This window comes from Paramylibacter kogurei (genome assembly GCF_002742285.1).
Taxonomy (GTDB): Bacteria; Pseudomonadota; Alphaproteobacteria; order Rhodobacterales; family Rhodobacteraceae; genus Amylibacter; species Amylibacter kogurei.
This window is the reverse complement of record NZ_MDGM01000015.1, coordinates 20,231-43,003: the sequence shown is the minus strand read 5'-3', so window position 1 is coordinate 43,003 and position 22,773 is coordinate 20,231. Positions and strand designations below refer to the sequence as shown.

Below are 22,773 nucleotides of genomic sequence, written 5' to 3'. Positions count from 1 at the left end.
CCTTTTTTATTTTACTGAAAACTTGGCACAGACGGCGTGATGGTCGGATAGCGGTGTTCCGCTGTCATTGGTTGCATTCACAATCCGTGCGTTTGATCCTGATAATCCACGCGTACAAAACCAATCCAGTTTCATTTTGCGATCAAGATGGGGTGTGATCAGGCTGGCTTGGGTTGTCATGCCATCGGCATTTGTTTCCCAATCATAACCGCGAGAACGCGCATATTCGAACAGGGTTTCACGGCGCCAATCGGCGTCATCCAAATGGTTGCCAGTGTTCAAATCACCACCAATCACAACAGGCAGGTTCGGTGCAAAATCTTCAATGGCATCAAGCAAAACAACAAACTGTTTGTGGCGATGTTCAACGGTTGCATTGCTTTCTAAATGGGTGGAAACGAAACAAACATCACCCCCCGATGTTGGGATGATCGCGGCCACGGCCATGCGCCCGCCCACACGTGGTTGTTGATTGTCGCCCGCATTTTCATCAGGTGCAAACCAATGGCCATGATCGTCAAGGCGGATCAATACCGCATCCTTTGGTTTGACAGATGTCAGCATCCCGTTCCCGTGCCAACCAGACGCATTAAAATCGTCTTTGCAGAATTTACGCTCGGTTGGGCCGCCTAAATCGAGTTCAAAAAATTCAACACCGTACAGGTAAGACATACCCGCCGCCGCCGCCATTTCTGCGGTTGTGTTGCGCTGTGCTGTGCGTGACATGCCGCTGTCCATTTCAGACAACAAAATCACATCAGGTTTCAGGGATGCCAGATGTGCAACACTATCCTCTGGGAACAAACAACGTTCCAAATTCCAGGCAACCACGTTGAATGATTTAGAAAGCTCTGACGTTTCCGATTTCCCACCTGTTTCCAACAAATGCATTGCTGGAAAAACTTTCATGATCGCGCGGTGTTCAGATGCATTTCGTTCAACGGTGACGATGCGTTTGCGCATGGCTGCACTTGCCAATGGCAGGTGGTCAACCAAATTTGTCATAGCCGTTTTCCTGTTTCATGATCAAACATGTGCAAAGCATCAGATGGGATATCCAACATCAGATTATCCGCAAGTGGCGCATCATTATTTGGCGCATTGACCGTAAAATCATGCCCTGCCAGTTTACCATGCAACAGACGGCTTGCGCCCAGTTCTTCGATCAATTCAAGTTTGAACGGCGTTGCAGATTTACCTGTTGCCAATTTCACCTCTTCGGGGCGAATGCCCAGTTGAATATCACCTATGTGATCTTTGGGTGCGTCAACTTTCAGGCTGGTTTCACCGTTCAAATGCACACTGCCATTTCCATTGTATGTCGCGGGTAACAGGTTCATTGGCGGTGCACCCATGAAGCTTGCGACAAATGTGGATGCAGGTGTGCGATAAATTTCGGATGGTGTGCCCACCTGTTCGATGCGCCCAGCGTTCAATACAAAAATGCGATCGGCCATTGTCATCGCCTCGACCTGATCATGGGTTACATACATGGCTGTGACGCCAAGGCGCCGTTGCAGGTTGCGAATTTCGATCCGCATTTGATTGCGCAGCTTTGCATCCAGATTGGATAGGGGTTCATCAAATAAAAACAGCGCAGGATCACGCACAATCGCACGCCCCATCGCCACACGCTGGCGTTGCCCACCAGAAAGCTGGCTTGGCCGGCGATCAAGGTAATCATCAAGATTTAACATCGCGGATGCTTCGCGCACCTTGTGATCAATATCTTCCTTGGATGTACCACGGTTTTTCAAACCATAGGCCATGTTTTTATAAACGCTCATATGCGGGTAAAGCGCATAGTTTTGGAACACCATCGCGATATCGCGTTCGGCTGGGTCCAGATCATTGACCACACGATCACCTATTTGCAATTCGCCATCGGTAATATCCTCTAGCCCTGCGACCATGCGCAACAACGTAGATTTACCACAGCCAGAAGGCCCAACCAAAACCACCAATTCACCGTCGGCAATATCAAAATTGCACGGCATCACGGCCTCTGTTCCATTGGGATAGGTTTTGCGTATATTTTTAACGCTTACGTTTGCCATTTTGATTTCCTATTTATCAGACTCGACCAAGCCTTTGACGAACCAAGACTGGAAGAAAATAACGATTGCCACGGGGGGCAACATTGCGATCAGCGCCAATGCCATGGCCTGACCATATTCGGGGATTTCGCTGCCTTCGGCATAGGCTTGGATGATTTGGCGAATGCCGCGCACCAATGTGAACAGACCTTCGTCCGTTGTGATCAAAGTGGGCCACAAATATTGGTTCCAACCATATACAAACATGATGATAAAAATCGCGGCAATCATGGTTTGCGATAGTGGCACCAAGATATCGATGAAAAATTTCACTGGTCCCGCGCCATCAATGCGTGCGGCCTCGACCAATTCTTCGGGGACGGACAGGAAAAATTGGCGAAAGAAAAAAGTGCCTGTGGCGGATGCCAGCAAAGGTACGATCAGGCCGGTGTAGCTATTGGTTAAACCAATGCTTTGGATCACCTCATAGGATGGTAAAATGCGCACCTCTAGGGGCAACAAAATCGTGGTGAAGATCATCCAAAATGCGAAAGTTGCAAACCGAAAACGGAAATAAACAATCGCATATGCCGCCATCATCGAGAGGATAATTTTGCCAATGGCAAAGCCAATGCCTAGGATGAAAGAATTCATCAACATGGTCATGCCTGTCACCGTTTTGGTAAAGCCACCTTTTTCAAACATGGCATTGCCAAAGTTTTCGTCGATGTCACTGCCAAACCAGAATTTCAAACCTTCGCGTTGGATTTCAACATTGTCATGGCTGGATGTTGTTAGTGCCAAAAACACAGGCAGCAACATGAATAATGAACCAAGGATTAGGATCGAATGATCAAAAACCGCAGACCAGCGAAACCGTTTTTTCGCGCGCGGTGTTGTAGATGTTGTATCGGTCATTTTGCGCACCTTACGTATAATGAATGCGGCGTTCCAACAGGCGGAACTGAAAAATTGTGAGCGCAAGAACAAGCACCATCAACACAACAGATTGCGCAGATGAACCACCCATATCATTGCCTCGGAAACCATCGACGAACACTTTGTAAACCAGCGTCATCGGGTTGCTGGCGGGGTTGTTTTTGACCAGCGTATCAATGATGCCAAATGTATCGAACAGCGCATATGTGATGTTGATAATCAGCAAGAAAAACGCGGTTGGCGCGAGCAGTGGAAATGTGATCTGCCAAAAACGGCCAAAGCCAGATGGATTATCAATCATTGCTGCTTCACGCACATGTTGCGGGATTGATTGCAAACCGGAAAGGAAGAAAATGAAATTCACGGGGATCTGAATCCAGACCGAAACAATGATCATTGCAAATGCTGTATCCCAGTAATTTACGCCCAAACGATAATCATATCCAAACCATGCAAACAGATCGGTTACCGATCCGATGTTCTGGTCAAACAACATCACACCCATCAAACCCGCAACCGGTGGTGCCACGGCATAGACCCACATCAATAAGGTTTTATATGTACGTGCGCCGCGCAGAACCTTGTCTGCTTTGACCGCCAACAATAACGCAGTGGCAAGAGAGGTCGCAGTGACCAACAATGTGAATAGCAATGTGAAACGTGCGACCTTGGCATATTCTTTGGATGCGAACAGATCGGCGTAGTTTTCAAACCCGACGAATTGAGAACCAAACCCAAATGGGTCTTGCAGATAAAACGATGATTGCACCGCGTTAAACGCGGGCCAATAAAAGAAAACTGCGATGATTGTCAGTTGCGGCAGCAATAACAAAATCGGGAGCCAATAGTTGGCAAAGCCTGCGCGTTTCAATGTGTATTCTCCTGAACGAAAACAGGCAGCCAAAGATGCGGCTGCTTGTTGGATTTGTGGGGGCGTTAGCCTTGCGTTTTTGCGAAACGTTCAAGCAGTTTGTCTGCTTCTGATTTGATCGCACCAAACGCATCATCCAGTGATGTTTCACCTGTCAGGTAACGCGTGTATTCACGGTTCATCACGTCACGGATTTGTACGTAAAAACCCATGCGATATCCTTTGGTCCAATCGCCAGCTGGCAATTGCAATTGCTGGATACCTGTTTCAGCGGCTGGAAAACGATCATAGTGACCATCCGCTTTGGCCATTTCATATGCGGCCTCTGTGATTGGCACATAACCGGTTTCTTTGTGCCACATATATTGAACCTCTGGTGATGTCATGAAGCGGAAAAATTCAGCTGTCGCTTTGTTTTCTGCGTCAGATTTGCCAGCCATTGCGAACAATGCTGCACCACCGATAAAGGTCTGTTTTGGCTCTTTGGTCACACCTTCCCAATATGGCAATACGGTTGCGGAAAAATCAAAATCCGCTTTTTGAACCAAACCGCCGAATGATCCAGATGAACCAAGCCACATGGCAACTTCACCAGATTCAAACGGCTTGGCGTTGTCATCCCACGCCGCGCCAAAGAAGCCAGCATAGCCGTTGTCGATCCAGCTTTTGAATGCTTCGAAATGTGCTTTCAATTCAGGTGCATCGGCGTTGATTGTCACGTCTGTTCCACCATAACCGTTATTATTTGTCGCAAACGGTAGGTTGTGACGAGAGAAGAAATTCTCTGTGAAAATCCAAGGCATGTGTGATTGAGACAATGCAACATAACCTGCATCTTTCAATGCTGGGGCTGTGACGGATTGAAACTCTTCCCAGGTTTTTGGCGCTGTTACGCCTGCTTTTTCAAGCGCTTCTGTGTTGTAATACAGAATTGGCGTTGATGAATTGAACGGCATGCCGATCATTTTGCCATCTTCATCAGCATAGAAATAACGCACACCTGCGATGTAATCTTCGATGTTGAATGGCACATCATTTGCCGCCAACAAATCTTGTACTGGCAGAACCGCACCTTTGGCGCCGATCACTGTTGCAGCACCTGCGTCAAACACCTGCATGATGTTTGGCTGTTCGCCTGCGCGAAATGCAGCGATGCCTGCGGTCAATGTTTCTTCGTATGTGCCCTTGAAAACAGGCGTGATTTTATAGTCTGACTGGCTTGCGTTAAAATCAGATGCGATTTTATTGACGGTCTCTCCCAAAGACCCGCCCATGCCGTGCCACCATGAAATTTCTGTTTGCGCTGTTGCGGCTGTGGCCATGCCCAATGCAACTGCGTTGGCGAGCAGTGTGTTTTTCAAGTTCATCTTTGATTCCTAAATTTGCAAGGCACCCCAGCGGGTGCGGTGAGGGGGCGAATAGGGAGCCGATGTAACAATGGAAAAACATGTGTATGACGCTTGTGTAAAATTTTGATCAAAAGAACAAAAACGAAAAAATTCGCGCTCTGCCATTCGTGATTTTCACCTTGCGGACCTCCGTGGGACAGCCGTATGACATGTGTCGGACATCCGTCGGACAGGTCGTCGGGCAAAGAGGGACAAAAATGGGTAACGTAAATTACGCTGATCTGGCCAAATCCATCGAAAGTTTAACATCGGGCGAATCCGATCAGGTGGCTTTGATGGCAACGATTGCCTGCGAGGTGCATCATGCGGATGATCGGTTTGATTGGACGGGGTTTTATCGTGTGGTGGAACCAGAGTTGATGAAAATCGGCCCGTATCAGGGCGGGCATGGTTGTTTGGTGATTCCATTTTCGCGTGGCGTGTGTGGTGCCGCGGCGCGAAGCGGTGAAACCCAATTGGTGGCGGATGTAAATGCGTTTGACGGGCACATCGCTTGTGCCAGTTCCACGCAATCCGAATTGGTGATCCCCGTTTATGATGGCGCGGGCGCAATAATCGGCGTGTTTGATATCGACAGCGATCAGCCCGATGCGTTTACGCAAGCGGATGCGGATGCATTATCCGCGATCTTAAAATCGACATTTGGATAGGGGCGCAAATCTGCGCCCCCAAAAATTATTTCACTGCTGCAATAATACAGATTTCGACCAAGATGTTTGGCGCGGCCATATCGGCCTGAATGGCGGCGCGCGCGGGTTTGCCAGCATCGGCAACCCATGCATCCCAAACCGCATTCATTTCACCAAACTGTGCCATGTCCTTGATAATGATCGTGGCGGATAGGATGTGATCCTTGTCCGATCCTGCGGTGGCGAGCAGGGATTCAACCTTGGCCAGTACTTGTTGTGTTTGGGTGGTAATGTCGGCGTTGAAATCATCGGCGACTTGCCCCGCCAAATAGGCAGTGTTGCCGTGAACAACAAGTTGCGACATGCGTTGGTTGGAATCGTGACGGGTGATGGACATGGGTTGTTTTCCTTTGGTTGGTTTTGCCAAAGGATTAGGTCAGAAATTTACGCCTGTCTAGCGTAACACGCCGCGCATTTTTTGCGCCCGCGCATAAAGCATGAGCGCAAGCGCGATGATGAATATAACAATGGAAATTATCACGGCCTCTGGCCCCATGATTTCATATGCTTTCACCTCTGCCAAAACCAAGTTGTGGAACGTGGTGATGATCATGGCAATGAATGAAATGATAAATGCCGTCACCGCAAAGCGCGAGCGCAACAGCAAAAGGATTGACCCCGCCACAGACGCCCAAACCGCCAGCGCCCACGTACCATCGGCCCATGCGGGAAAGCTGTGAAAAAACGCAAGCTGTTCTGGGGTAAAGCTGGCAAGATAAGCCTCGTTACGGGTTTGCGTCATGACATAATCAAGCGCTCCGAAACTATTCCAGATCAGAGAGACAATGCCGATCAGCCAGATATGCCAAGGTGTACGCATAAGGGGATGGTAGCAAAGGTTGAGGGTTGGGGCAAATGGGGGGTGGGGGCGGTACGCTGTCGTAGAGCAAATTGTTCCCTATTAGAAGGTTTGCAGTTCTCCATTTGATTGTGCATATATAATTGAAAATATATTAGGTGAAGTTTTTTGTCACAAAAATTGCTGTTCCATCCCGAAACTGGGCAAACTTGTTTCGGTGTTATCCCTGAGAAGAATACTAAGAGATTTGTTATTCCCGCAGGTGACATTCGTTTACCCGTTGGAAAGCACCGCGGTCCTCATAGAGGCTATGGAGCCAAACATATCTGGGTTGAGCACAAAAAGGAAATGATGCAAGCGGGTTTTGGTACTTGGGAAGAAGTCCCAAATTATGTAACCACTATACTTAAAGTCGGTACGCCAATTTTTTATGAGGGAGGCAGTTTTAAACATTCGCGAGTTATGGCTGTTCGTTCTAGTGCGGGTACATGTATATTAGAGTTGAAAGAGCAGCGCGATAAAAACATTTGGTCAATTGTGACCGCATTTTCGGGAACAAAACCACATGGAGTTAAGGTCGGTAACATACAAAAATGCGCGACACCTTAACATAAGGTGCCGCGCTCTAATTCTGTGTGCTTGCAGTAGCAGCGTTTCCTTAGCTCAAGGGGTCGGAAACCACCCGAAGTGTCCTGCAATTAAGTTTCCTGTCAAACTTAACTTCCACATGAGCGGGTCAATTTACAGGTGATACCGACTCAAAATGCTCTTTAAGGCACAAGACATAAATAGGTCTTTATCAGTTAATTGTCAACTTTAGGTAGCCTATGCGTACTGTGCAATCAAAAAAGCCCCCGCAAATGCGAGGGCTTCCAATTTTTCAGAGTTTTCGAAAACCTTAGTCTTCTTTTTTCTCTGCGGCGATTTCTTCGCCAGTTTCTTGATCGACAACTTTCATAGACAAGCGCACTTTGCCGCGGTCATCAAAGCCCATCAATTTCACTTTTACTTTTTGGCCTTCTTTGACCAAATCGTTCGGGTGGTTTACGCGCTCGTTCGCCATTTGGGATACGTGCACCAGACCGTCACGTTTTCCAAAGAAGTTTACGAATGCGCCGAAATCCATCACCTTGACCACGGTGCCAGTGTAGACTGTGCCTACCTCTGGTTCTGCGGCGATTGACATGATCATTTCGCGGGCTTTTTCGATTTGCTCGCCGTTTGATGATGCAATCTTGATCACGCCGTCGTCGTTAATGTCGACTTTGGCGCCAGATGTTTCACAGATTTCACGGATAACCTTGCCGCCAGAACCAATCACTTCGCGGATTTTTTCTGGGTTGATCTGGATGGTTTCAATGCGCGGTGCATGTTCAGAGAACGAACCCGCCTCTGTCAGTGCATTCGCCATTTCACCAAGGATGTGCATGCGGCCATCTTTGGCCTGTGCCATCGCTTTTTCCATGATTTCAGGTGTGATACCCGCGACCTTAATATCCATTTGCAAAGATGTGATACCGTTTTCAGTACCCGCAACTTTGAAATCCATATCACCAAGGTGGTCTTCGTCGCCCAAGATATCTGTCAAAACAGCATATTCGCCGTTTTCTTCTAGGATCAAGCCCATGGCAACACCCGCAACAGGTGCGCGTAATGGTACACCCGCATCCATCATGGACAAAGAGCCACCACAAACAGACGCCATTGAAGACGAGCCGTTTGATTCAGTGATCTCTGATACCACGCGGATTGTGTATGGGAATTCGGTTGCTGGTGGCAAAACCGCCTGCAATGCACGCCATGCCAATTTACCGTGACCGATTTCACGACGACCTGGGCCCATCATACGACCACATTCACCAACGGAATATGGCGGGAAGTTATAGTGCAACAAGAATGGTGAGCGGTATGTGCCGTTCAGCGCATCAATCATTTGTTCATCATCGCCTGTGCCCAATGTGGTCACAACCAAGCCTTGCGTTTCACCGCGTGTGAACAATGCAGAACCGTGTGTTCGTGGCAAAACGCCAGTTTCAGAAACGATTTGGCGTACAGTTGACAGATCACGGCCATCAATACGCTTGCCTGTTTTCACGATGTCACCGCGAACAACCTCTGCTTCAAGCTTTTTCATGCAAGAGCCCAGATTTGGGTCTTCTTGTTGTTCTTCGCTCAAGGCTTCGATGATTGTTTCACGTGCGGCCGCGATTGCGGCGGTGCGTTCTTGTTTGTCTGTGTTTGCGAATGCGGCACGAACAGCCTTTTCACCAGCTTTTTTCACAACAGCGTACAGATCGGAATAATCTGGTGCTTGGAAATCAAATGGCTCTTTGGCGGCGTCTTCGGCCATGTCGATGATCAAATCGATCACAGGCTGAATTTGTTCATGGGCAAAATTGATCGCACCGAGCATTTCGGATTCTGACAATTCGTATGCTTCTGATTCAACCATCATCACGGCGTCTTTGGTGCCGGCAACAACAAGATCCAGACGTTGTTCTGGTTTGTTGCGGATGTCGTGCATATCATCAACCGTTGGGTTCAAGATGTAATCGCCATCTTCAAAGCCAACGCGACATGCGCCGATTGGGCCACGGAATGGTGCGCCTGACAATGTTAGCGCCGCAGATGCCGCGATCATCGCAACCATGTCTGGGTCATTGACCAGATCGTGTGACAATACGGTCAATGTTACCTGTGTTTCATGTTTGAAACCCGGCACGAACAATGGACGAATTGGACGGTCGATCAAGCGTGCGGTAAGTGTTTCTTTTTCTGTTGGACGCGCTTCGCGTTTGAAAAAGCCACCTGGGATTTTACCCGCAGCGTAATATTTTTCTTGGTAATTCACAGTCAGCGGGAAGAAGTCCATTCCCGGCTTTTCTTTCTTGGCAAAAACAACCGCAGCCAAAACAGAAGTTTCGCCCAATGTGGCGATAACGGTGCTGTCAGCTTGGCGTGCAATCTTGCCTGTTTCCAGTGTTAGGGTTTCTTCGCCCCACTGGATTGATTTTTTTACTTCGTTAAACATGTATCGTTTCCTAACGAGGGAGCACTCCTTGGCCTTCCAAGGTCTCCCGATCTAAATGGTGGCCCCATTGCCACCGACCTCAATCCTATTTCATGTGCCGAGGTCAAAGCATCACGTCTCAGATAGGCGGGCGTATACAGGGAAAACGCGTCTATGGGAAGGGGTGTGAATTTTGACGGTATATTTTGAAGGAAATAGGCGAATGCGTAATGCCCAATGATATTAATTGAATTTAGGAATAGTCGTAAATTTGAATTTTAGCACATGGTAGGATGAGAAAACAGACTGGATACATCTAACGCTGCCGCGCTCTGTGCGGTTTCACATAACCCACAAAAAAACGCCCGCTCAATTGAGGCGGGCGTTGATCGTTTGATACGAATGTATCGAAACCTTTAGCGGCGGATGCCAAGGCGTTTAATTAGGTCTTGGTAACGCGCTTCGTCTTTGCCACGTGTGTAGTCCAACAGTTTACGACGCAGCGCAACCATTTTCAAAAGACCACGACGTGAGTGGTTGTCTTTCTTGTTGGTTTTAAAGTGCTCTGTCAGTGTTGAAATACGTGATGTCAGGATCGCAACTTGAACTTCGGGTGAACCAGTGTCGCCCGGTTTTGTTGCAAATTCTTTGATCAATTCAGCTTTACGCTCTGGTGTTATCGACATCGGGGTCTCCTTAAAAGGTTAGCGTTATGGCACAATCCGGGATGTCGTCCAGAAAGGCCCTTGGAGTATCCAAAATGAATCGGATTTGGCGCGTATAATCGGGTTTGTCTTAAAATGAAAGCGGAATCATTTAACCGCGTTTTGTGGGCGTTTGCGTGTCAGCACGATCAGATTTGATATGAACAACACCCCAATCACCAATCCACCACCGATCAATGCAGATGTATGTGGCTCTTCACCGATCACGAACCAAACCAACAATGGTGCGAGCACGGATTCAAGCAAGATGATGACCGCGACCTCCGCAGATGGAATGTATCGTGGGCCGATGGCCAGCATTGCCGTGCTGATCGCGATAAAAACACCGCCATGTAGAACAACATAAATCCAATCATCACTGGGAACACTGAAAGGTTGGCTAAACGGGATAAGCAATATCCCACAACCCAGATAGGCCACAGCCGCCATTGGCACCATTGAAACCGATTTTTTCTGTCGCGCCACGGTCAGGCCAAGCGAAAATATTGCCGCCACGCCCAGTGCCGCCAGATCACCCCAGATATTACCACCCTCTTGCCCAAGCGAGCCATAGCCAATGATGATAAGCCCCATCATAACCAGCCCGATGGTCCATGCCATGCGTTTGCTGATCCGTTCGCCCATCAAAAGCCAGCTGTAAAATGCGGCAAATATGGGCAGGGAAGAAATGATGAATACGGTATTTGCAACCGTGGTCAAGCGCACCGAAACTACAAATAAAATCGACGCACCCGCCGCACAAACGGCATAGATCAACCCCGCCTTACCCGCAGCACGAATGGCCGCAAATGTTTGACCGCGATGCAAAAGCAACATCGCAATCAGCATCACGCCACCACATAACAAATTGCGCCACATGGTGACGGTCATGGCGCTGGCATCAATCAGGCGCACAAACAGCGCGTCGGGCACAATGCACAACACACCGAATATGGTAATGAGTAAGCCTTTGGTTTGATCATTCATGGCGCCAGACTTCGGCGATTATCCGCAAGGAGTAAAGCCATTATTTGCGTGGATTGATTATTAGTGCTTGGATAGGTTCATGAAACAATTGCTGGCAATTTTTCTGATCATTTGGGCGATTTCGGTCGATGCGGATGAATTTGAAATTTTTGCGGCTGGCGAATTTGGGCAATTGGCAGGGACGTTTCACCAAATCGACGATGACGCGCCGTTGCTGTTAATTGTACCTGGATCAGGTCCGATAAATCGCGATGGACAAAAACCCCCCGCACTTGGGCTGGGTGTGTATCACAAAATGGCGAATGAAATGGCTGCGCGGGGGATTTCAACGCTGCGCATTGATAAACGCGGCAGTTATGGTTCAACAGGTGCCATTCGTAACAGCGATGATTTGCGCATTGCAGGTTATGCAAATGACGTGCGCGTCTGGATTGATCGCATTGCGGACAATCGTTGTGTTTGGGTGCTGGGCCATTCCGAAGGGGGATTGGTCACCACCGTAGCGATGCGCGATTCCTATGCGAAGGTATGTGGTGTGATACTGGCGGCGTCCGCTGGGCGTGGCATCGATGTAATTTTGCAAGAACAGCTTACCCGCTACACCCGTAGCAAAAGGATTTTACGTAAAATTGATAATGCGGTTCATGCGATGAAAGGTGGTGATATGATCGATCAGGATGATATTCCCATCACGCTGCGCGATTTATTTTCACCGGTGAACCAAGCCTATTTCATTGATTGGATGACCTATGATCCAATCGCGGTGGTGCAAAACCTGATGAAACCCGTTTTGATAATTCAGGGCGATACGGATGTGCGCATCAAACCCAAAGATGCGCGCAATCTGGCACGCGCATTGCCCCATGCAACATTGCGCATTTTCGATGGGGTTAATCATGTGTTTCAAGAAACGGATTTAACGTTCCCGCCCAGTGATATGCCATTGTCACCACTGGTCATGGATGAAATCGCCCATTTCATTTTAAGCGAAGGTTAGCCCCAGTTTTCCAATTCTTTGGCATAGCTGATATAAAGTGGGTGTTTTGGATGCCCCGCTTTTGATAATCCCAAATGGGTCAGCGGTTTTGATTGATCGCGCAACAATCGTTCCACAAACGCGCCGCGCCCCATATGTTCGCCATGGGTGCCCCAAGCGCATATCACCGTATCCGCCCAAGCCGCGCCATCCATAATGGCCGTGTCATTCTCCTTGCCAACAGGATCGGATTGTGCACGCATGTCGCGTGGATCGGTGGCGCGATATGCGAAAATATTTGTGACACGAAATGCCCCAAACCCAAGGGCACGTGCACGCCGTTCACAGCGTTCCACGGTGGGATCATTTTGCACCTCTGTCGCGGTGGATGGGTTGAGCATAACGAACAATGCGCGTTTGCCCGTATCATCCCAAACACGGGTCAGCGCATAACGATATTGTTCGCAATCGGAATAAATCGCAACCGATGGGGCATCGCCCTTGGTGTGACTGCGGGTGATCATGCGGGAACGAAAACGCGGTTGGGGTGCAATTCGCCCGCCTTGTAAACGCCAACGGCAATGGGTTCGCCGTTGCAGGCAACCCAAGCCTCGTCGCCGTAATCCAATTCGGATGCGATCACCAACGCGGGGTTGCCATTGCGCAGTTTTGCCGCCGCCTCGGGTGTGCAAGAGAGCTGTTCTAGATCATGTAATCCTGTTTCTAGCGGTAGCAAATGATCACGAAGAGCGGGATCCTTGGCCAATTTTTCGATAGTTTCTAGCGTGATGCAGTCGGACAATTCAAACGGGCCAGACCAAATGCGGCGCAACGATTTCACGTGACCATAACAGCCAAGTGCCGCGCCCAAGTCACGGGCGATGGATCGCACATATCCCCCCTTGCCACAGACCATTTCAAGCGTGACGTGATCCGCATCATCACGTGATACCATACGCAATTCTTCGACGAACAAGGGGCGGGGCTGAATTTCAAAATCATCACCATCACGCGCCAATTTATATGCACGCTGCCCATCAATTTTCACAGCGGAAAATTTGGGTGGGATTTGCATGATGTCGCCTGTGAATTGAACCAGTGCCGCACGGATGTCATCATCGCTGGGGCGTAGGTTTGATTGTGCGATCACTTCGCCTTCTTCGTCATCGGTGTTGGTCGCCTGACCGAGGCGTACGATGAATGTGTAAGCCTTGGTCGCATCGGTAATGTAGGGCACGGTTTTTGTCGCCTCGCCAAGGGCGATGGCCAGCACACCCGTCGCATCGGGATCAAGCGTGCCGGCATGGCCCGCCTTTTGCGCGTTCATCGCCCATTTCACCTTGTTCACCATTGCGCTAGATGTGATGCCGCTTGGTTTATCAACCACCAGCCAACCATCCACGCGATCGCCTTTTTTACGCCGTGCCATTTTTTACCAATTCTTGTTTGCGTTTATCCCAATATGCGGACACTTCGTCAAAGATTTGAAAATCCATCGGGTAAATGTCGATCAACATGTCCTCGATTTCTTGGACAATCATTTCTTTGGGATCGACAGTTTTTTTAGAAATGTTGCGCCGCGGTACATCATACATCGCTTGTGCAAAGTCAGGTGCGATATCGTGCAAGAGCGGTGGCAATTGCCAAATCATGCCTTCCAACGTGACCACGTTGAAATTAAACGGGGTCACTTGTTTTAGGCGCAACAATTGCGGTTTCCAATGCCAGTTCGGCTTGTGCTTGGATGTTGGGCTTAGCGTTTTTTTGATATACCGCAACACGCGAACACAGTTTTCTTGATGCGTGTCGATGTTATCACCAGCATTCAAATCGACCAAGCCACGGCGTAAAACGCTGCGCTGGACCTTGCTGTCTTCACCCATGATTTTGTCGAAATAAAGTGACGTAAAGCGATCAATTGGATTTCGAATAATGATGAATTTATGCGTGGCTTGCATGATGTCATCATTGGTAGACGCCGTTGCAAGGATGTTGTGATCATCGTCGCGCCCATCCAAATTGCGCAACACATTATTCATAAACGTACAGCCGCATTTGGTGATTTGGCGATACAGGATTGGATATTGTGATGTTGTTGTCAGTTTCTTACCATAATTTGGCGGCGGCGACGCATTATGAAAACGTGCAAGCGATTGAATCTGACGGGTCAGCATATCGGATTATTCGTCGTCTGACGCGATGTCTTTGACAACCTTGTCTTGGGACAACAGGCGGCGTGTTTCATCCAGATTGTCAAATGTCGTGTCCAACACGAATTTTAGTTTGGGTGAGAATTTCAAAGTCACGGCCTTGTTCATCGCGCGGCGAATTTCATAGGTGTTGCGATTGAGTGCATCAATCACCGCCTCTGCATTGATACCGCCAAGGGGTAACACAAACACAATTGCGGTTTTAAGATCAGGCGTTGGGCGGACCTCGCCCACAGTGATGGATACATGCGCCAAATCGGGATCATGAATATCCCCACGTTGGAGCGTTTCCGCAACCGCACGGCGGATCAATTCGCCAACGCGCAATTGACGCTGGCTTGGGCCTTGTGGGGAAAAATCGTTGCGTTTTGCCATGGTGTGTATCCTTTTCGCGCCCATTTATGCGCTTTGGCGATCTATCGCAAGGCAGGCTTTGCCATTCGTGCAATCCCATTGTAAAGGATTTGCAGCAGAATTGGAGATTTAATCATGTCAAATAAAACAGCGATTGCAATTGTGGGTGCATCGGGGCGTATGGGTCAGATGTTGATCAAGGCTGTTTTGGACAATGAAAATGCCACATTGGCGGGGGTCACAGAACGCGCTGGGCATGATTGGATTGGACAGGATTTAGGGCAGTGCATGGGCGGTGCGCTAAATGGTGTAATCGTTTCAGATGACCCGTTGGAAGTGTTTGCAAGATCCCAAGCAATCATCGATTTCACTACACCAGCGGCCACAATTGCCCATGCTGAATTGGCAGCACAGGCACGTGCGGTACATGTAATTGGCACAACTGGATTTGCGCCAGATGATTTGAAAAAGCTATCCGCCGCTGCGCGCCATGCGCCGATCATTCGTGCGGGCAATATGTCATTGGGTGTGAACCTATTGACCAAGCTGACACAGAAGGTAGCGGCAGCATTGGATGCAGATTTTGACATTGAAATCGTGGAATCACATCACAAGCACAAGGTGGACGCACCATCAGGCACGGCATTGATGTTGGGCGAGGCCGCCGCGGCAGGGCGCGGTGTTGCGCTGAATGATGTTTCCGATCGGGGGCGTGATGGCATTACGGGTGAGCGCAAGCGCGGAGACATTGGTTTTCACGCCATTCGTGGCGGTGATGTTGTGGGCGAACATGATGTGATTTTTGCGGCAGACGGCGAACGGATTGTGTTGCGTCATCTGGCAACGGATCGCAATATATTTGCACGCGGTGCGGTCAAGGCCGCGCTTTGGGGTCAGGACAAAGGCCCAGGTGAATATGATATGATGGATGTGCTTGGGCTTTAATCCGCTATCTCATTCGCCTTTTTGTAATCGGTGATGAATTTGTCGATCAACATGGTAAGCGCATCAAATTCATCTTGTTTGGGTTGTGCCGCATCAAACCCACCAAACGAAGCCCAGGTTGTGCTGGCCAATTTCACCGATAAATCGCGTGACAAAAGAACGGTTTGTTTCAACATTGCAGACACACGCCATGTGCATCCGTTGGATTGTGTGCCGGAAAATGACGCGCTGAATTGGGGTTTCCCGGGCGTGTTTTCCAATTCTTCTTTGGTTAATATTGGGATGCCAGCCTTGTTCATCGCATCGGTGACGTATCCGTGCAGTTGCTTGCCAAATTTGCCGCCATCATCCGTGGGGCCGCGAACCCCGTCGAGTTTGAAATAAACCCCAGGGAGGTTTTTTAACGGTGCGAGTTTATCGCTGATTTCCATTTTTTCATAATCTGGAGTATCGGTGTTTACCTGTAATGATGGTGATGCTGGTTGTTCAATCCTGTAGAAATTAGCGGGGCAAACGATTGGGGTTTCAGGGTGAATGGGCGGTTGGCGTCGCGCAAGGGAAACGCGATCCAATTCGTAAAATACACTTTGTGCACGTGCGGAATCGGGTTCTTCAATCAGGCGGGTGACAAATGATCGTTTAGGATCGCATAGGCCATCGTGCAAACATGCCGCCAGATCAATCCGGCTTTGTTCCCACATTAACCAAAATCGGTTGGTTTCATTTTGTGCCTGTGTCGCGAATGCAGTGCATAAAAATATGCCGCCAATCACCACGCGGATAATCAATTTCAACAATGTCAGCCCCATCCAGTTGGCTGACTTGATAATGAAACAGTGTTTACGGTTGGTAAAATTTTGATGGCACAGCGCATTTCTTTGCGCGTAGTTGTTTCAAATTTTATCGACGCATATCAAAAATCAGACGTTATGCCTTTTCTTTCCCAATCGCCAAATCGTGTTGGTTCAGGCCCATCACGCCCGCCCAGTTCGGTTGGGCGTGGTTTTGCGGGTGTTTCCGCTTTGCGTTCTGCGGCTTCTTTTAGGGCGCGTTTGGCGGCGGCTTTGATTTTTTCGTCTTTATCGGTCATGGGCGCAATATAACCTGTTATCTATTCATGCAAAAGCCCTGTTGTTGTCGCAACTGTTGGGGTAGAGGGTGCGGTGAAAGGACTATTCGATGGCAAAACAAGGTTTAGAGGCGCGCAAAGCGGCGGCACAATTGTTGAACGCAGTACTGAGCGAGCAACGGTTGTTGTCCGAAGTGTTGGATCGTCGTGATGGTCCACTGGTTGGGTTAGCACCCGCAGAACGCGCACGTGCTCAATCATTGGCAACAACAACCTTGCGATATCTTGGTCGGCTTGATGCTGTCTTGGCACGGTTTTTAACAAAACGTCCACCACCCGCGGTTCATAACATTTTGCGCCTTTGCGCCGCTGAATTGTTGATCGATGGCATTGCGCCACATGGTGCGGTTGATGCGGCGGTGACCTTGGTCAAAAACAATCGTCGTACCAGCCATTTTTCTGGGTTAACCAATGCGGTTGCACGAAAATTGGTGGCCGATGGTGCAACACATTTTGACGGGCAAGCACCACAACATTTACCCAAAGAATTTCGCCAGCATATGATTGGCATTTATGGCCGCGAAATCACCGATGCAATCGAAGCTGCCCATGAACAAGGCGCCCCTGTTGATATTTCGCTTAAGGATGCATCGCGACTGGATGAATTTGCAGACCGATTGGATGCAGTGGTTCTGCCCACGGGTGGGCTGCGCATGTATCACAATGCACAGATTTCCGCGCTTGATGGATTTGATGCGGGCGATTGGTGGATACAAGATGCAGCGGCAACAATACCTGCGCGTTGCTTTGGCGATTTAAAGGGTAAACGCGTATTGGATTTATGCGCCGCACCTGGTGGTAAAACCATGCAATTGGCCGCGATGGGCGCGGATGTGACATCCCTAGATATATCGAATTATCGCATGAAACGGGTGCGTGAAAATTTGAAACGCACAGGATTAAATGCCGAATTGGTTGTTGCAGATGCCATGGAATGGGAACCTGAAATTCAGTTTGATGCAATTTTGATCGATGCGCCATGTTCGGCAACGGGCACTGTGCGTCGCCACCCAGATTTGCCCCTGTTGATTGATCAGCTGAATTTATATGCGCTGGTCGAGTTGCAACAAGCGATGGTGTCCAAGGCGCTGAAATGGTTAAAACCAAACGGCGAATTGGTGTTCAGCACCTGTTCATTATTTGCCGAAGAAGGCGAAGATCAATCAGATTGGCTGGTCGATGAGGACAATGGTTTAACCCATCTGCGCCTGTCTCCAACGGATATGGGATTGCCCCAAGATGCCGCAACACCCACGGGTGATCTTCGACTGCGTCCTGATTTCTGGGCAGCAGAAGGTGGCATGGATGGATTTTTCGTAGCTAAATTTCAAATGAACGCGTAAACTTGCCAAAATAACGCGTCATGGAAACTGGCGGATAGAAAAAAACAGGCAGCACATATGGGGTTTATCGGAACGGAAATTGGCAATGCAATTGCGGCGCGCTTAACGCGGTTTGCACGCCCTGCCAAAGCATTCGTTTCTTACCCAGAACCAAAATCAATTGGATTGCCCAATCGTGGCATGCAGTTGATTTCAGGAAATTTTTTATTTGCTGGTGAACTGGTTGTGGTGCCTGATGGATCCATTTGGGATGCCGAACCAAACACAACAGCCTTTGCCAAGGATATTCACGGTTTTGCGTGGCTGGATGATTTGGTGGCGCTGGGGACCAAAGATGGCAAAGAAAAATCCAAAGAATGGCTTTGGTATTGGATTGAACATTATGGTTCTGGCGCGGGTGCGGGCTGGTCTCCTCATATCACGGGGCGCCGCGTCATTCGTTGGGTCAATCATGCACTGTTATTGTTGCAGGGTGAGCCCACAGAACGTTCAGTGCAATATTTTAAATCATTGGGACATCAGGCCAGTTTTCTGTCGCGCCGATGGAAAGCAGCACCCGTTGGATTACCACGGTTCGAGGCAATGGTTGGCTTGGTTTATTGTGGGCTTGCGCTGGAAACGAAATCAAATCTTTTGGAACCCGCGTTGCGCTCGTTGGGGGCGGAATGCCAGAAAAGCATTCAAAGCGATGGTAGCATTCAATCGCGCAATCCAGAGGAATTGTTGCAAATTTTCACACTGTTAACTTGGGCAGCGCAATCATTAAGTGATGCGGGCCATATACCACATCGCGAACATTTGTTGGCGATGGAACGTATCGTGCCCACGTTGCGCGCGCTAAGGTTGGGCGATGGGGGGCTTGCACATTTTCACGGCGGTGGGCGTGGGCGTGATGGATTGTTGGATCAAACCTTGGCGGATGCGAGTATTCGGCTCGCTGCTTATCCATTGGGGGGCATGGGTTATGCACGGCTTTCCCAATCGGGAGTGACGATTTTGGTGGATACGGGTGATCAACCAACGGGCGCATTGGCGCATAACAGCCCCCTTGCATTTGAGCTGTCCGCGGGAGCATATCCAATATTCGTCAATGTCGGCCCTGGGCATTATTATGGTGATGAATGGCACAGCGCCAGCGCAGAAGTAGGTGCGCATAACACCGTTTCAATCCTTGGCAAAGCGCCAGAAAAAAATGCCGAAATGGGTAAAAACAGTGAACTTGATCCCCCTGTTGTTACCCATAGCGAAAATGAAGAATATCAAATGCTGGTGTGCAAACACAGCGGGTATGTGCATACGCATGGGCTTGAACATTTTCGCAGCATCGATGTGGCGCGCAACGGGCGCATTATTCGCGGTCGTGATCGTTTGGTGGCCGAAGGTGCGGATGCCACCAATCGGTTTGACAATTGGATGACATTTCACGGCAAATACACAATGCCAATCAATGCACATTTTCACATCCATCCCGATGTGGATGCGCAAATTGGTATGAATGGCCGCGCCGTTTCATTGCATTTACCCGATGGCACGGTCTGGGTTTTCCAAAGCAAGAATTCAAAAATAGAGCTTCAAGACAGCGCATATGTCGAAGATGGACGATTAAAAATGCGTGCGACCAAACAGATTGTGGTAACTTCGCAAGCAACCGATTATGAGGGCAGCATAAGTTGGAGCCTGACCCGCGGTTGATGCGGGTTTGCTTGGCCAATCTGCACTGGCTGGGCATCATGACAAAGGAATGGAAATGTCAAACGACCTTGTGAAAATGCGCCGCGCGCTTCTGTCTGTATCTGATAAAACGGGGCTGATTGATTTAGCCAAAGCATTGAACGACAAGGGCGTTGAATTATTGTCCACAGGTGGCACCGCCGCCGCGATCCGCGATGCTGGCCTGCCTGTTAAAGACGTGTCCGAAATAACTAGTTTTCCAGAAATGATGGATGGGCGTGTAAAAACATTGCACCCAATGGTTCATGGTGGATTACTCGCCCTGCGCGACAACAAAGACCACGTTGCCGCAATGGATGAACATGGAATAGGTGCGATCGATTTGTTGGTAGTAAATCTGTACCCGTTTGAAGAAACCGTTGCCAAGGGTGGCGATTATGAGGATTGCATCGAAAACATTGATATCGGTGGTCCTGCGATGATCCGTGCGGCATCTAAAAACCATGGTTTTGTGACGACGGTTGTGGATGTCGAGGATTACGCGCGTTTGTTGGAACAGCTTGATACGAATGATGGTGCAACGACATTGGCATTCCGCCAAGAGCTTGCGCAAATCGCATATGCACGCACGGCCGCATATGACGCAGCGGTGTCCACATGGATGGCAGATGCGATTGGCAATACTGCGCCGCGCCGCCGTGCGATTGCGGGAACATTTGTGCAAGAAATGCGCTACGGTGAAAACCCGCATCAATCCGCAAGTTTTTATTCTGATGGCTCCACACGTGCGGGTGTCTCAACGGCAACCCAACATCAGGGCAAAGAATTATCGTACAACAATATCAATGATACGGATGCAGCATTTGAATTGGTTGCGGAATTTAACCCCAAAGATGGCCCCGCTGTTGCGATTATCAAACATGCAAACCCATGTGGCGTATCACGCGGCAAAACATTGGTAGAGGCTTATGAAAATGCTTATAACTGTGATCGGACATCGGCCTTTGGTGGTATTGTTGCGTTGAACACAACGCTGGATGCAGAAACGGCAACCAAGATTGTTGAGATTTTCACCGAAGTTGTGATTGCCCCTGATGTTACGGACGAAGCCAAGGCAATTTTTGCAGCCAAGAAAAACCTACGATTGTTAACAACCGGTGGGTTGCCAGATGTGAAATCAGGCGGGCAAACCTGGCGTCAGGTATCGGGTGGATATCTGATTCAGGATCGCGATAACGGCGCTATTGATTTGGCTGATCTCAAGGTTGTGACCAAACGCGCGCCAAGCGATCAGGAAATGCAAGACATGCTATTCGCATGGAAGGTTGCAAAACACGTGAAATCAAACGCGATTATATATGTGAAAGACGGTGCAACCGTTGGTGTCGGCGCTGGGCAAATGAGCCGCGTTGATTCCACACGTATCGCCGCACGCAAATCCGAAGACATGGCAGAAGCGATGGGTTTGGATGCCCCATTAACCCAAGGGTCTGTTGTGGCATCTGATGCATTTTTCCCATTTTCGGATGGGTTGCTAACAGCGGCTGCTGCTGGTGCAACTGCGATCATTCAACCTGGTGGTTCCATGCGTGATGACGAAGTCATCAAAGCCGCAGATGATGCTGGGCTTGCAATGGTGTTCACTGGCATGCGCCATTTCCGCCATTGATCACATGATACCACGCGCCCTTATCATTGCTGCAATCACGTTTTTGGTTGATCAATTCACCAAATGGTATGTCGTATGGCATCTGGATTTGATCAATCAACGCGCGATTGACGTTTTGCCACCCGTTTTAAATTTTCGGATGGGTTGGAACGAAGGCATCAATTTTGGTCTGTTGTCTGGCCTGTCGGCAAGATGGTTTTTAATCATTCTTGCGCTGGGCATCAGCATTGGGATTTTGATATGGGCGCGTCAATTCAAAGGTTGGCTGGCGGCAACGCTGGTTGGTTTGATCGTTGGTGGCGCGCTGGGCAATGCAATTGATCGCATTTTGCACGGTGCGGTTGCGGATTTTTTAAACATGTCATGTTGCGGGTTTTACAACCCATATTCATTCAATGTGGCGGATATTTGGGTTTTCGCGGGTGCCATTGGTTTGATAATCTTTGGCGAACGCTTGCCCAAACGGGCGTGACGTTTGATTTGAAATGGGTTAATGATGCTGCGAACAGGTAATTTAGGTTTGATAGTGATGGCAAAATCAGCGGTTATATTGGCAGGCATTGCTGTGGTTTCATTGGCAGCGTGTAGTGGCGCTGGCAAAAGCAGCAAAGGCCCAGATGAATTTGCCGTGGTGCCCACCAAACCATTGACCATGCCTGATGATCTTAGTGCATTGCCAGAACCACGCCCTGGCACGCTAAGCCGTGTTGATCAGGAACCAAACAAAGATGCGGTAATCGCCCTTGGCGGCAATGGCGCTGCACTTGATAGCAATTTGGTCCGGTCCAGCGAACAGGCATTGCTGCGCAACGCACAGCGTTACGGTGTTGATCCATCCATTCGTTCAACCCTTGCCGCCGAAGATTTGAAACAACGCAAAGATAACCCGCCACGGGTTTTGGAACGCCTTGTTGGTCAGAAAAGCACAATTCGCGCCTATACCAAGTTTGAATTGAATGCCGAATTGGAATTGTTGCGTTTGCGCCGTTTGGGTGTGCGCACCCCGACAGCACCACCCGCTGAATAAAATTT

The 22,773-nt window shown here is 49.1% G+C and carries 25 protein-coding genes; 9 read left to right on the top strand and 16 right to left on the bottom strand.

Features of this window, described 5'->3' with window-relative positions; all coding sequences use genetic code 11:
- Window positions 1-6 precede the first annotated feature (6 nt).
- The 5 genes from BFP76_RS14225 to BFP76_RS14205 all read right to left on the bottom strand — a co-directional run bounded on the left by BFP76_RS14225 (window position 7) and on the right by BFP76_RS14205 (window position 5,213).
- On the bottom strand, window positions 7-1,005 hold the full coding sequence (locus BFP76_RS14225) for an endonuclease/exonuclease/phosphatase family protein (RefSeq protein WP_099594625.1): 999 nt from the start codon (window positions 1,003-1,005) through the stop codon (window positions 7-9).
- Window positions 1,002-2,057, bottom strand: coding sequence for a sn-glycerol-3-phosphate import ATP-binding protein UgpC (locus tag BFP76_RS14220; RefSeq protein WP_099594624.1), 1,056 nt, complete (start codon window positions 2,055-2,057; stop codon window positions 1,002-1,004). The genes BFP76_RS14225 and BFP76_RS14220 overlap by 4 nt, the downstream gene beginning before the upstream one ends.
- 9 nt (window positions 2,058-2,066) lie before the next feature.
- Window positions 2,067-2,954, bottom strand: a complete 888-nt coding sequence (ugpE, locus tag BFP76_RS14215) for a sn-glycerol-3-phosphate ABC transporter permease UgpE (protein WP_099594687.1) — start codon at window positions 2,952-2,954, stop codon at window positions 2,067-2,069.
- 10 nt (window positions 2,955-2,964) lie between these two features.
- Window positions 2,965-3,846, bottom strand: a complete 882-nt coding sequence (locus BFP76_RS14210; protein WP_099594623.1) for an ABC transporter permease subunit — start codon at window positions 3,844-3,846, stop codon at window positions 2,965-2,967.
- Window positions 3,847-3,911: 65 nt separating this feature from the next.
- Window positions 3,912-5,213 carry an extracellular solute-binding protein gene (locus BFP76_RS14205; RefSeq protein ID WP_099594622.1) on the bottom strand — a complete coding sequence of 434 codons (1,302 nt, stop codon included), beginning with the start codon at window positions 5,211-5,213 and terminating at the stop codon, window positions 3,912-3,914.
- A gap of 239 nt (window positions 5,214-5,452) precedes the next feature.
- Between BFP76_RS14205 and BFP76_RS14200 the strand changes: the two genes are divergently transcribed.
- Entirely contained in the window at window positions 5,453-5,905 is a 453-nt protein-coding gene (locus BFP76_RS14200) for a GAF domain-containing protein (protein ID WP_099594621.1), read from the top strand.
- Between the two features lie 25 nt (window positions 5,906-5,930).
- On the opposite strand, the gene BFP76_RS14195 is transcribed toward BFP76_RS14200, so the two are convergent.
- Window positions 5,931-6,281 (bottom strand): RidA family protein, encoded by a 351-nt coding sequence (locus BFP76_RS14195; protein WP_099594620.1) that lies wholly within the window; start codon window positions 6,279-6,281, stop codon window positions 5,931-5,933.
- Window positions 6,282-6,338: 57 nt separating this feature from the next.
- A complete protein-coding gene (locus tag BFP76_RS14190) occupies window positions 6,339-6,764 on the bottom strand; it encodes a hypothetical protein (protein ID WP_099594619.1) in 426 nt (141 codons plus the stop codon).
- 147 nt (window positions 6,765-6,911) lie between these two features.
- Here BFP76_RS14190 and BFP76_RS14185 point away from each other — a divergent pair, with 147 nt between their 5' ends.
- Window positions 6,912-7,352, top strand: coding sequence for a hypothetical protein (locus BFP76_RS14185; protein ID WP_133117445.1), 441 nt, complete (start codon window positions 6,912-6,914; stop codon window positions 7,350-7,352).
- Window positions 7,353-7,641: 289 nt separating this feature from the next.
- On the opposite strand, the gene pnp is transcribed toward BFP76_RS14185, so the two are convergent.
- The 3 genes from pnp to BFP76_RS14170 form a co-directional block, all read right to left on the bottom strand.
- Window positions 7,642-9,774 carry a polyribonucleotide nucleotidyltransferase gene (pnp, locus tag BFP76_RS14180; protein WP_099594617.1) on the bottom strand — a complete coding sequence of 711 codons (2,133 nt, stop codon included), beginning with the start codon at window positions 9,772-9,774 and terminating at the stop codon, window positions 7,642-7,644.
- Between the two features lie 395 nt (window positions 9,775-10,169).
- Window positions 10,170-10,439, bottom strand: a complete 270-nt coding sequence (gene rpsO / locus BFP76_RS14175) for a 30S ribosomal protein S15 (protein WP_099594616.1) — start codon at window positions 10,437-10,439, stop codon at window positions 10,170-10,172.
- A 126-nt stretch (window positions 10,440-10,565) separates the two neighbouring features.
- Complete coding sequence (locus BFP76_RS14170; protein WP_099594615.1) at window positions 10,566-11,444, bottom strand: DMT family transporter; 879 nt, start codon at window positions 11,442-11,444, stop codon at window positions 10,566-10,568.
- 79 nt (window positions 11,445-11,523) lie between these two features.
- Here BFP76_RS14170 and BFP76_RS14165 point away from each other — a divergent pair, with 79 nt between their 5' ends.
- Entirely contained in the window at window positions 11,524-12,441 is a 918-nt protein-coding gene (locus BFP76_RS14165; protein WP_099594614.1) for an alpha/beta hydrolase, read from the top strand.
- On the opposite strand, the gene BFP76_RS14160 is transcribed toward BFP76_RS14165, so the two are convergent.
- From BFP76_RS14160 to rbfA, 4 genes are read right to left on the bottom strand one after another with little or no spacing between them, the layout of a single operon-like run.
- On the bottom strand, window positions 12,438-12,944 hold the full coding sequence (locus BFP76_RS14160) for a DUF1643 domain-containing protein (protein ID WP_099594613.1): 507 nt from the start codon (window positions 12,942-12,944) through the stop codon (window positions 12,438-12,440). The two genes, BFP76_RS14165 and BFP76_RS14160, sit on opposite strands and share 4 nt — an antisense overlap.
- The gene (truB, locus tag BFP76_RS14155) at window positions 12,941-13,849 is read right to left on the bottom strand and encodes a tRNA pseudouridine(55) synthase TruB (RefSeq protein WP_099594612.1); all 909 of its coding nucleotides are present in this window, start codon (window positions 13,847-13,849) and stop codon (window positions 12,941-12,943) included. The genes BFP76_RS14160 and truB overlap by 4 nt, the downstream gene beginning before the upstream one ends.
- The gene (locus BFP76_RS14150; RefSeq protein WP_099594611.1) at window positions 13,836-14,594 is read right to left on the bottom strand and encodes a sulfotransferase family 2 domain-containing protein; all 759 of its coding nucleotides are present in this window, start codon (window positions 14,592-14,594) and stop codon (window positions 13,836-13,838) included. The genes truB and BFP76_RS14150 overlap by 14 nt, the downstream gene beginning before the upstream one ends.
- A 6-nt stretch (window positions 14,595-14,600) precedes the next feature.
- Window positions 14,601-15,005, bottom strand: coding sequence for a 30S ribosome-binding factor RbfA (gene rbfA, locus BFP76_RS14145; RefSeq protein WP_099594610.1), 405 nt, complete (start codon window positions 15,003-15,005; stop codon window positions 14,601-14,603).
- A 114-nt stretch (window positions 15,006-15,119) separates the two neighbouring features.
- On the opposite strand from rbfA, the gene dapB reads away from it, so the two are divergent.
- Window positions 15,120-15,929, top strand: a complete 810-nt coding sequence (dapB, locus tag BFP76_RS14140) for a 4-hydroxy-tetrahydrodipicolinate reductase (RefSeq protein WP_099594609.1) — start codon at window positions 15,120-15,122, stop codon at window positions 15,927-15,929.
- Here the strand turns inward: dapB and BFP76_RS14135 are convergent.
- Complete coding sequence (locus BFP76_RS14135; protein ID WP_133117444.1) at window positions 15,926-16,726, bottom strand: hypothetical protein; 801 nt, start codon at window positions 16,724-16,726, stop codon at window positions 15,926-15,928. The two genes, dapB and BFP76_RS14135, sit on opposite strands and share 4 nt — an antisense overlap.
- 116 nt (window positions 16,727-16,842) lie before the next feature.
- Entirely contained in the window at window positions 16,843-17,019 is a 177-nt protein-coding gene (locus BFP76_RS14130) for a DUF1674 domain-containing protein (protein ID WP_099594607.1), read from the bottom strand.
- Window positions 17,020-17,108: 89 nt separating this feature from the next.
- Here BFP76_RS14130 and BFP76_RS14125 point away from each other — a divergent pair, with 89 nt between their 5' ends.
- Genes BFP76_RS14125 through BFP76_RS14105 form a run of 5 tightly spaced genes read left to right on the top strand, consistent with a single transcriptional unit; the run spans window position 17,109 to window position 22,768 of the window.
- On the top strand, window positions 17,109-18,401 hold the full coding sequence (locus BFP76_RS14125; protein ID WP_099594606.1) for an RsmB/NOP family class I SAM-dependent RNA methyltransferase: 1,293 nt from the start codon (window positions 17,109-17,111) through the stop codon (window positions 18,399-18,401).
- A gap of 57 nt (window positions 18,402-18,458) precedes the next feature.
- Complete coding sequence (locus BFP76_RS14120) at window positions 18,459-20,093, top strand: heparinase II/III family protein (protein WP_099594605.1); 1,635 nt, start codon at window positions 18,459-18,461, stop codon at window positions 20,091-20,093.
- Window positions 20,094-20,148: 55 nt separating this feature from the next.
- A complete protein-coding gene (gene purH / locus BFP76_RS14115) occupies window positions 20,149-21,741 on the top strand; it encodes a bifunctional phosphoribosylaminoimidazolecarboxamide formyltransferase/IMP cyclohydrolase (RefSeq protein WP_099594686.1) in 1,593 nt (530 codons plus the stop codon).
- A complete protein-coding gene (gene lspA / locus BFP76_RS14110) occupies window positions 21,665-22,213 on the top strand; it encodes a signal peptidase II (RefSeq protein ID WP_338064521.1) in 549 nt (182 codons plus the stop codon). Before purH ends, lspA begins: the two co-directional genes overlap by 77 nt.
- Before the next feature lie 57 nt (window positions 22,214-22,270).
- Window positions 22,271-22,768, top strand: coding sequence for a DUF3035 domain-containing protein (locus tag BFP76_RS14105; protein WP_165775729.1), 498 nt, complete (start codon window positions 22,271-22,273; stop codon window positions 22,766-22,768).
- Window positions 22,769-22,773: the final 5 nt, after the last annotated feature.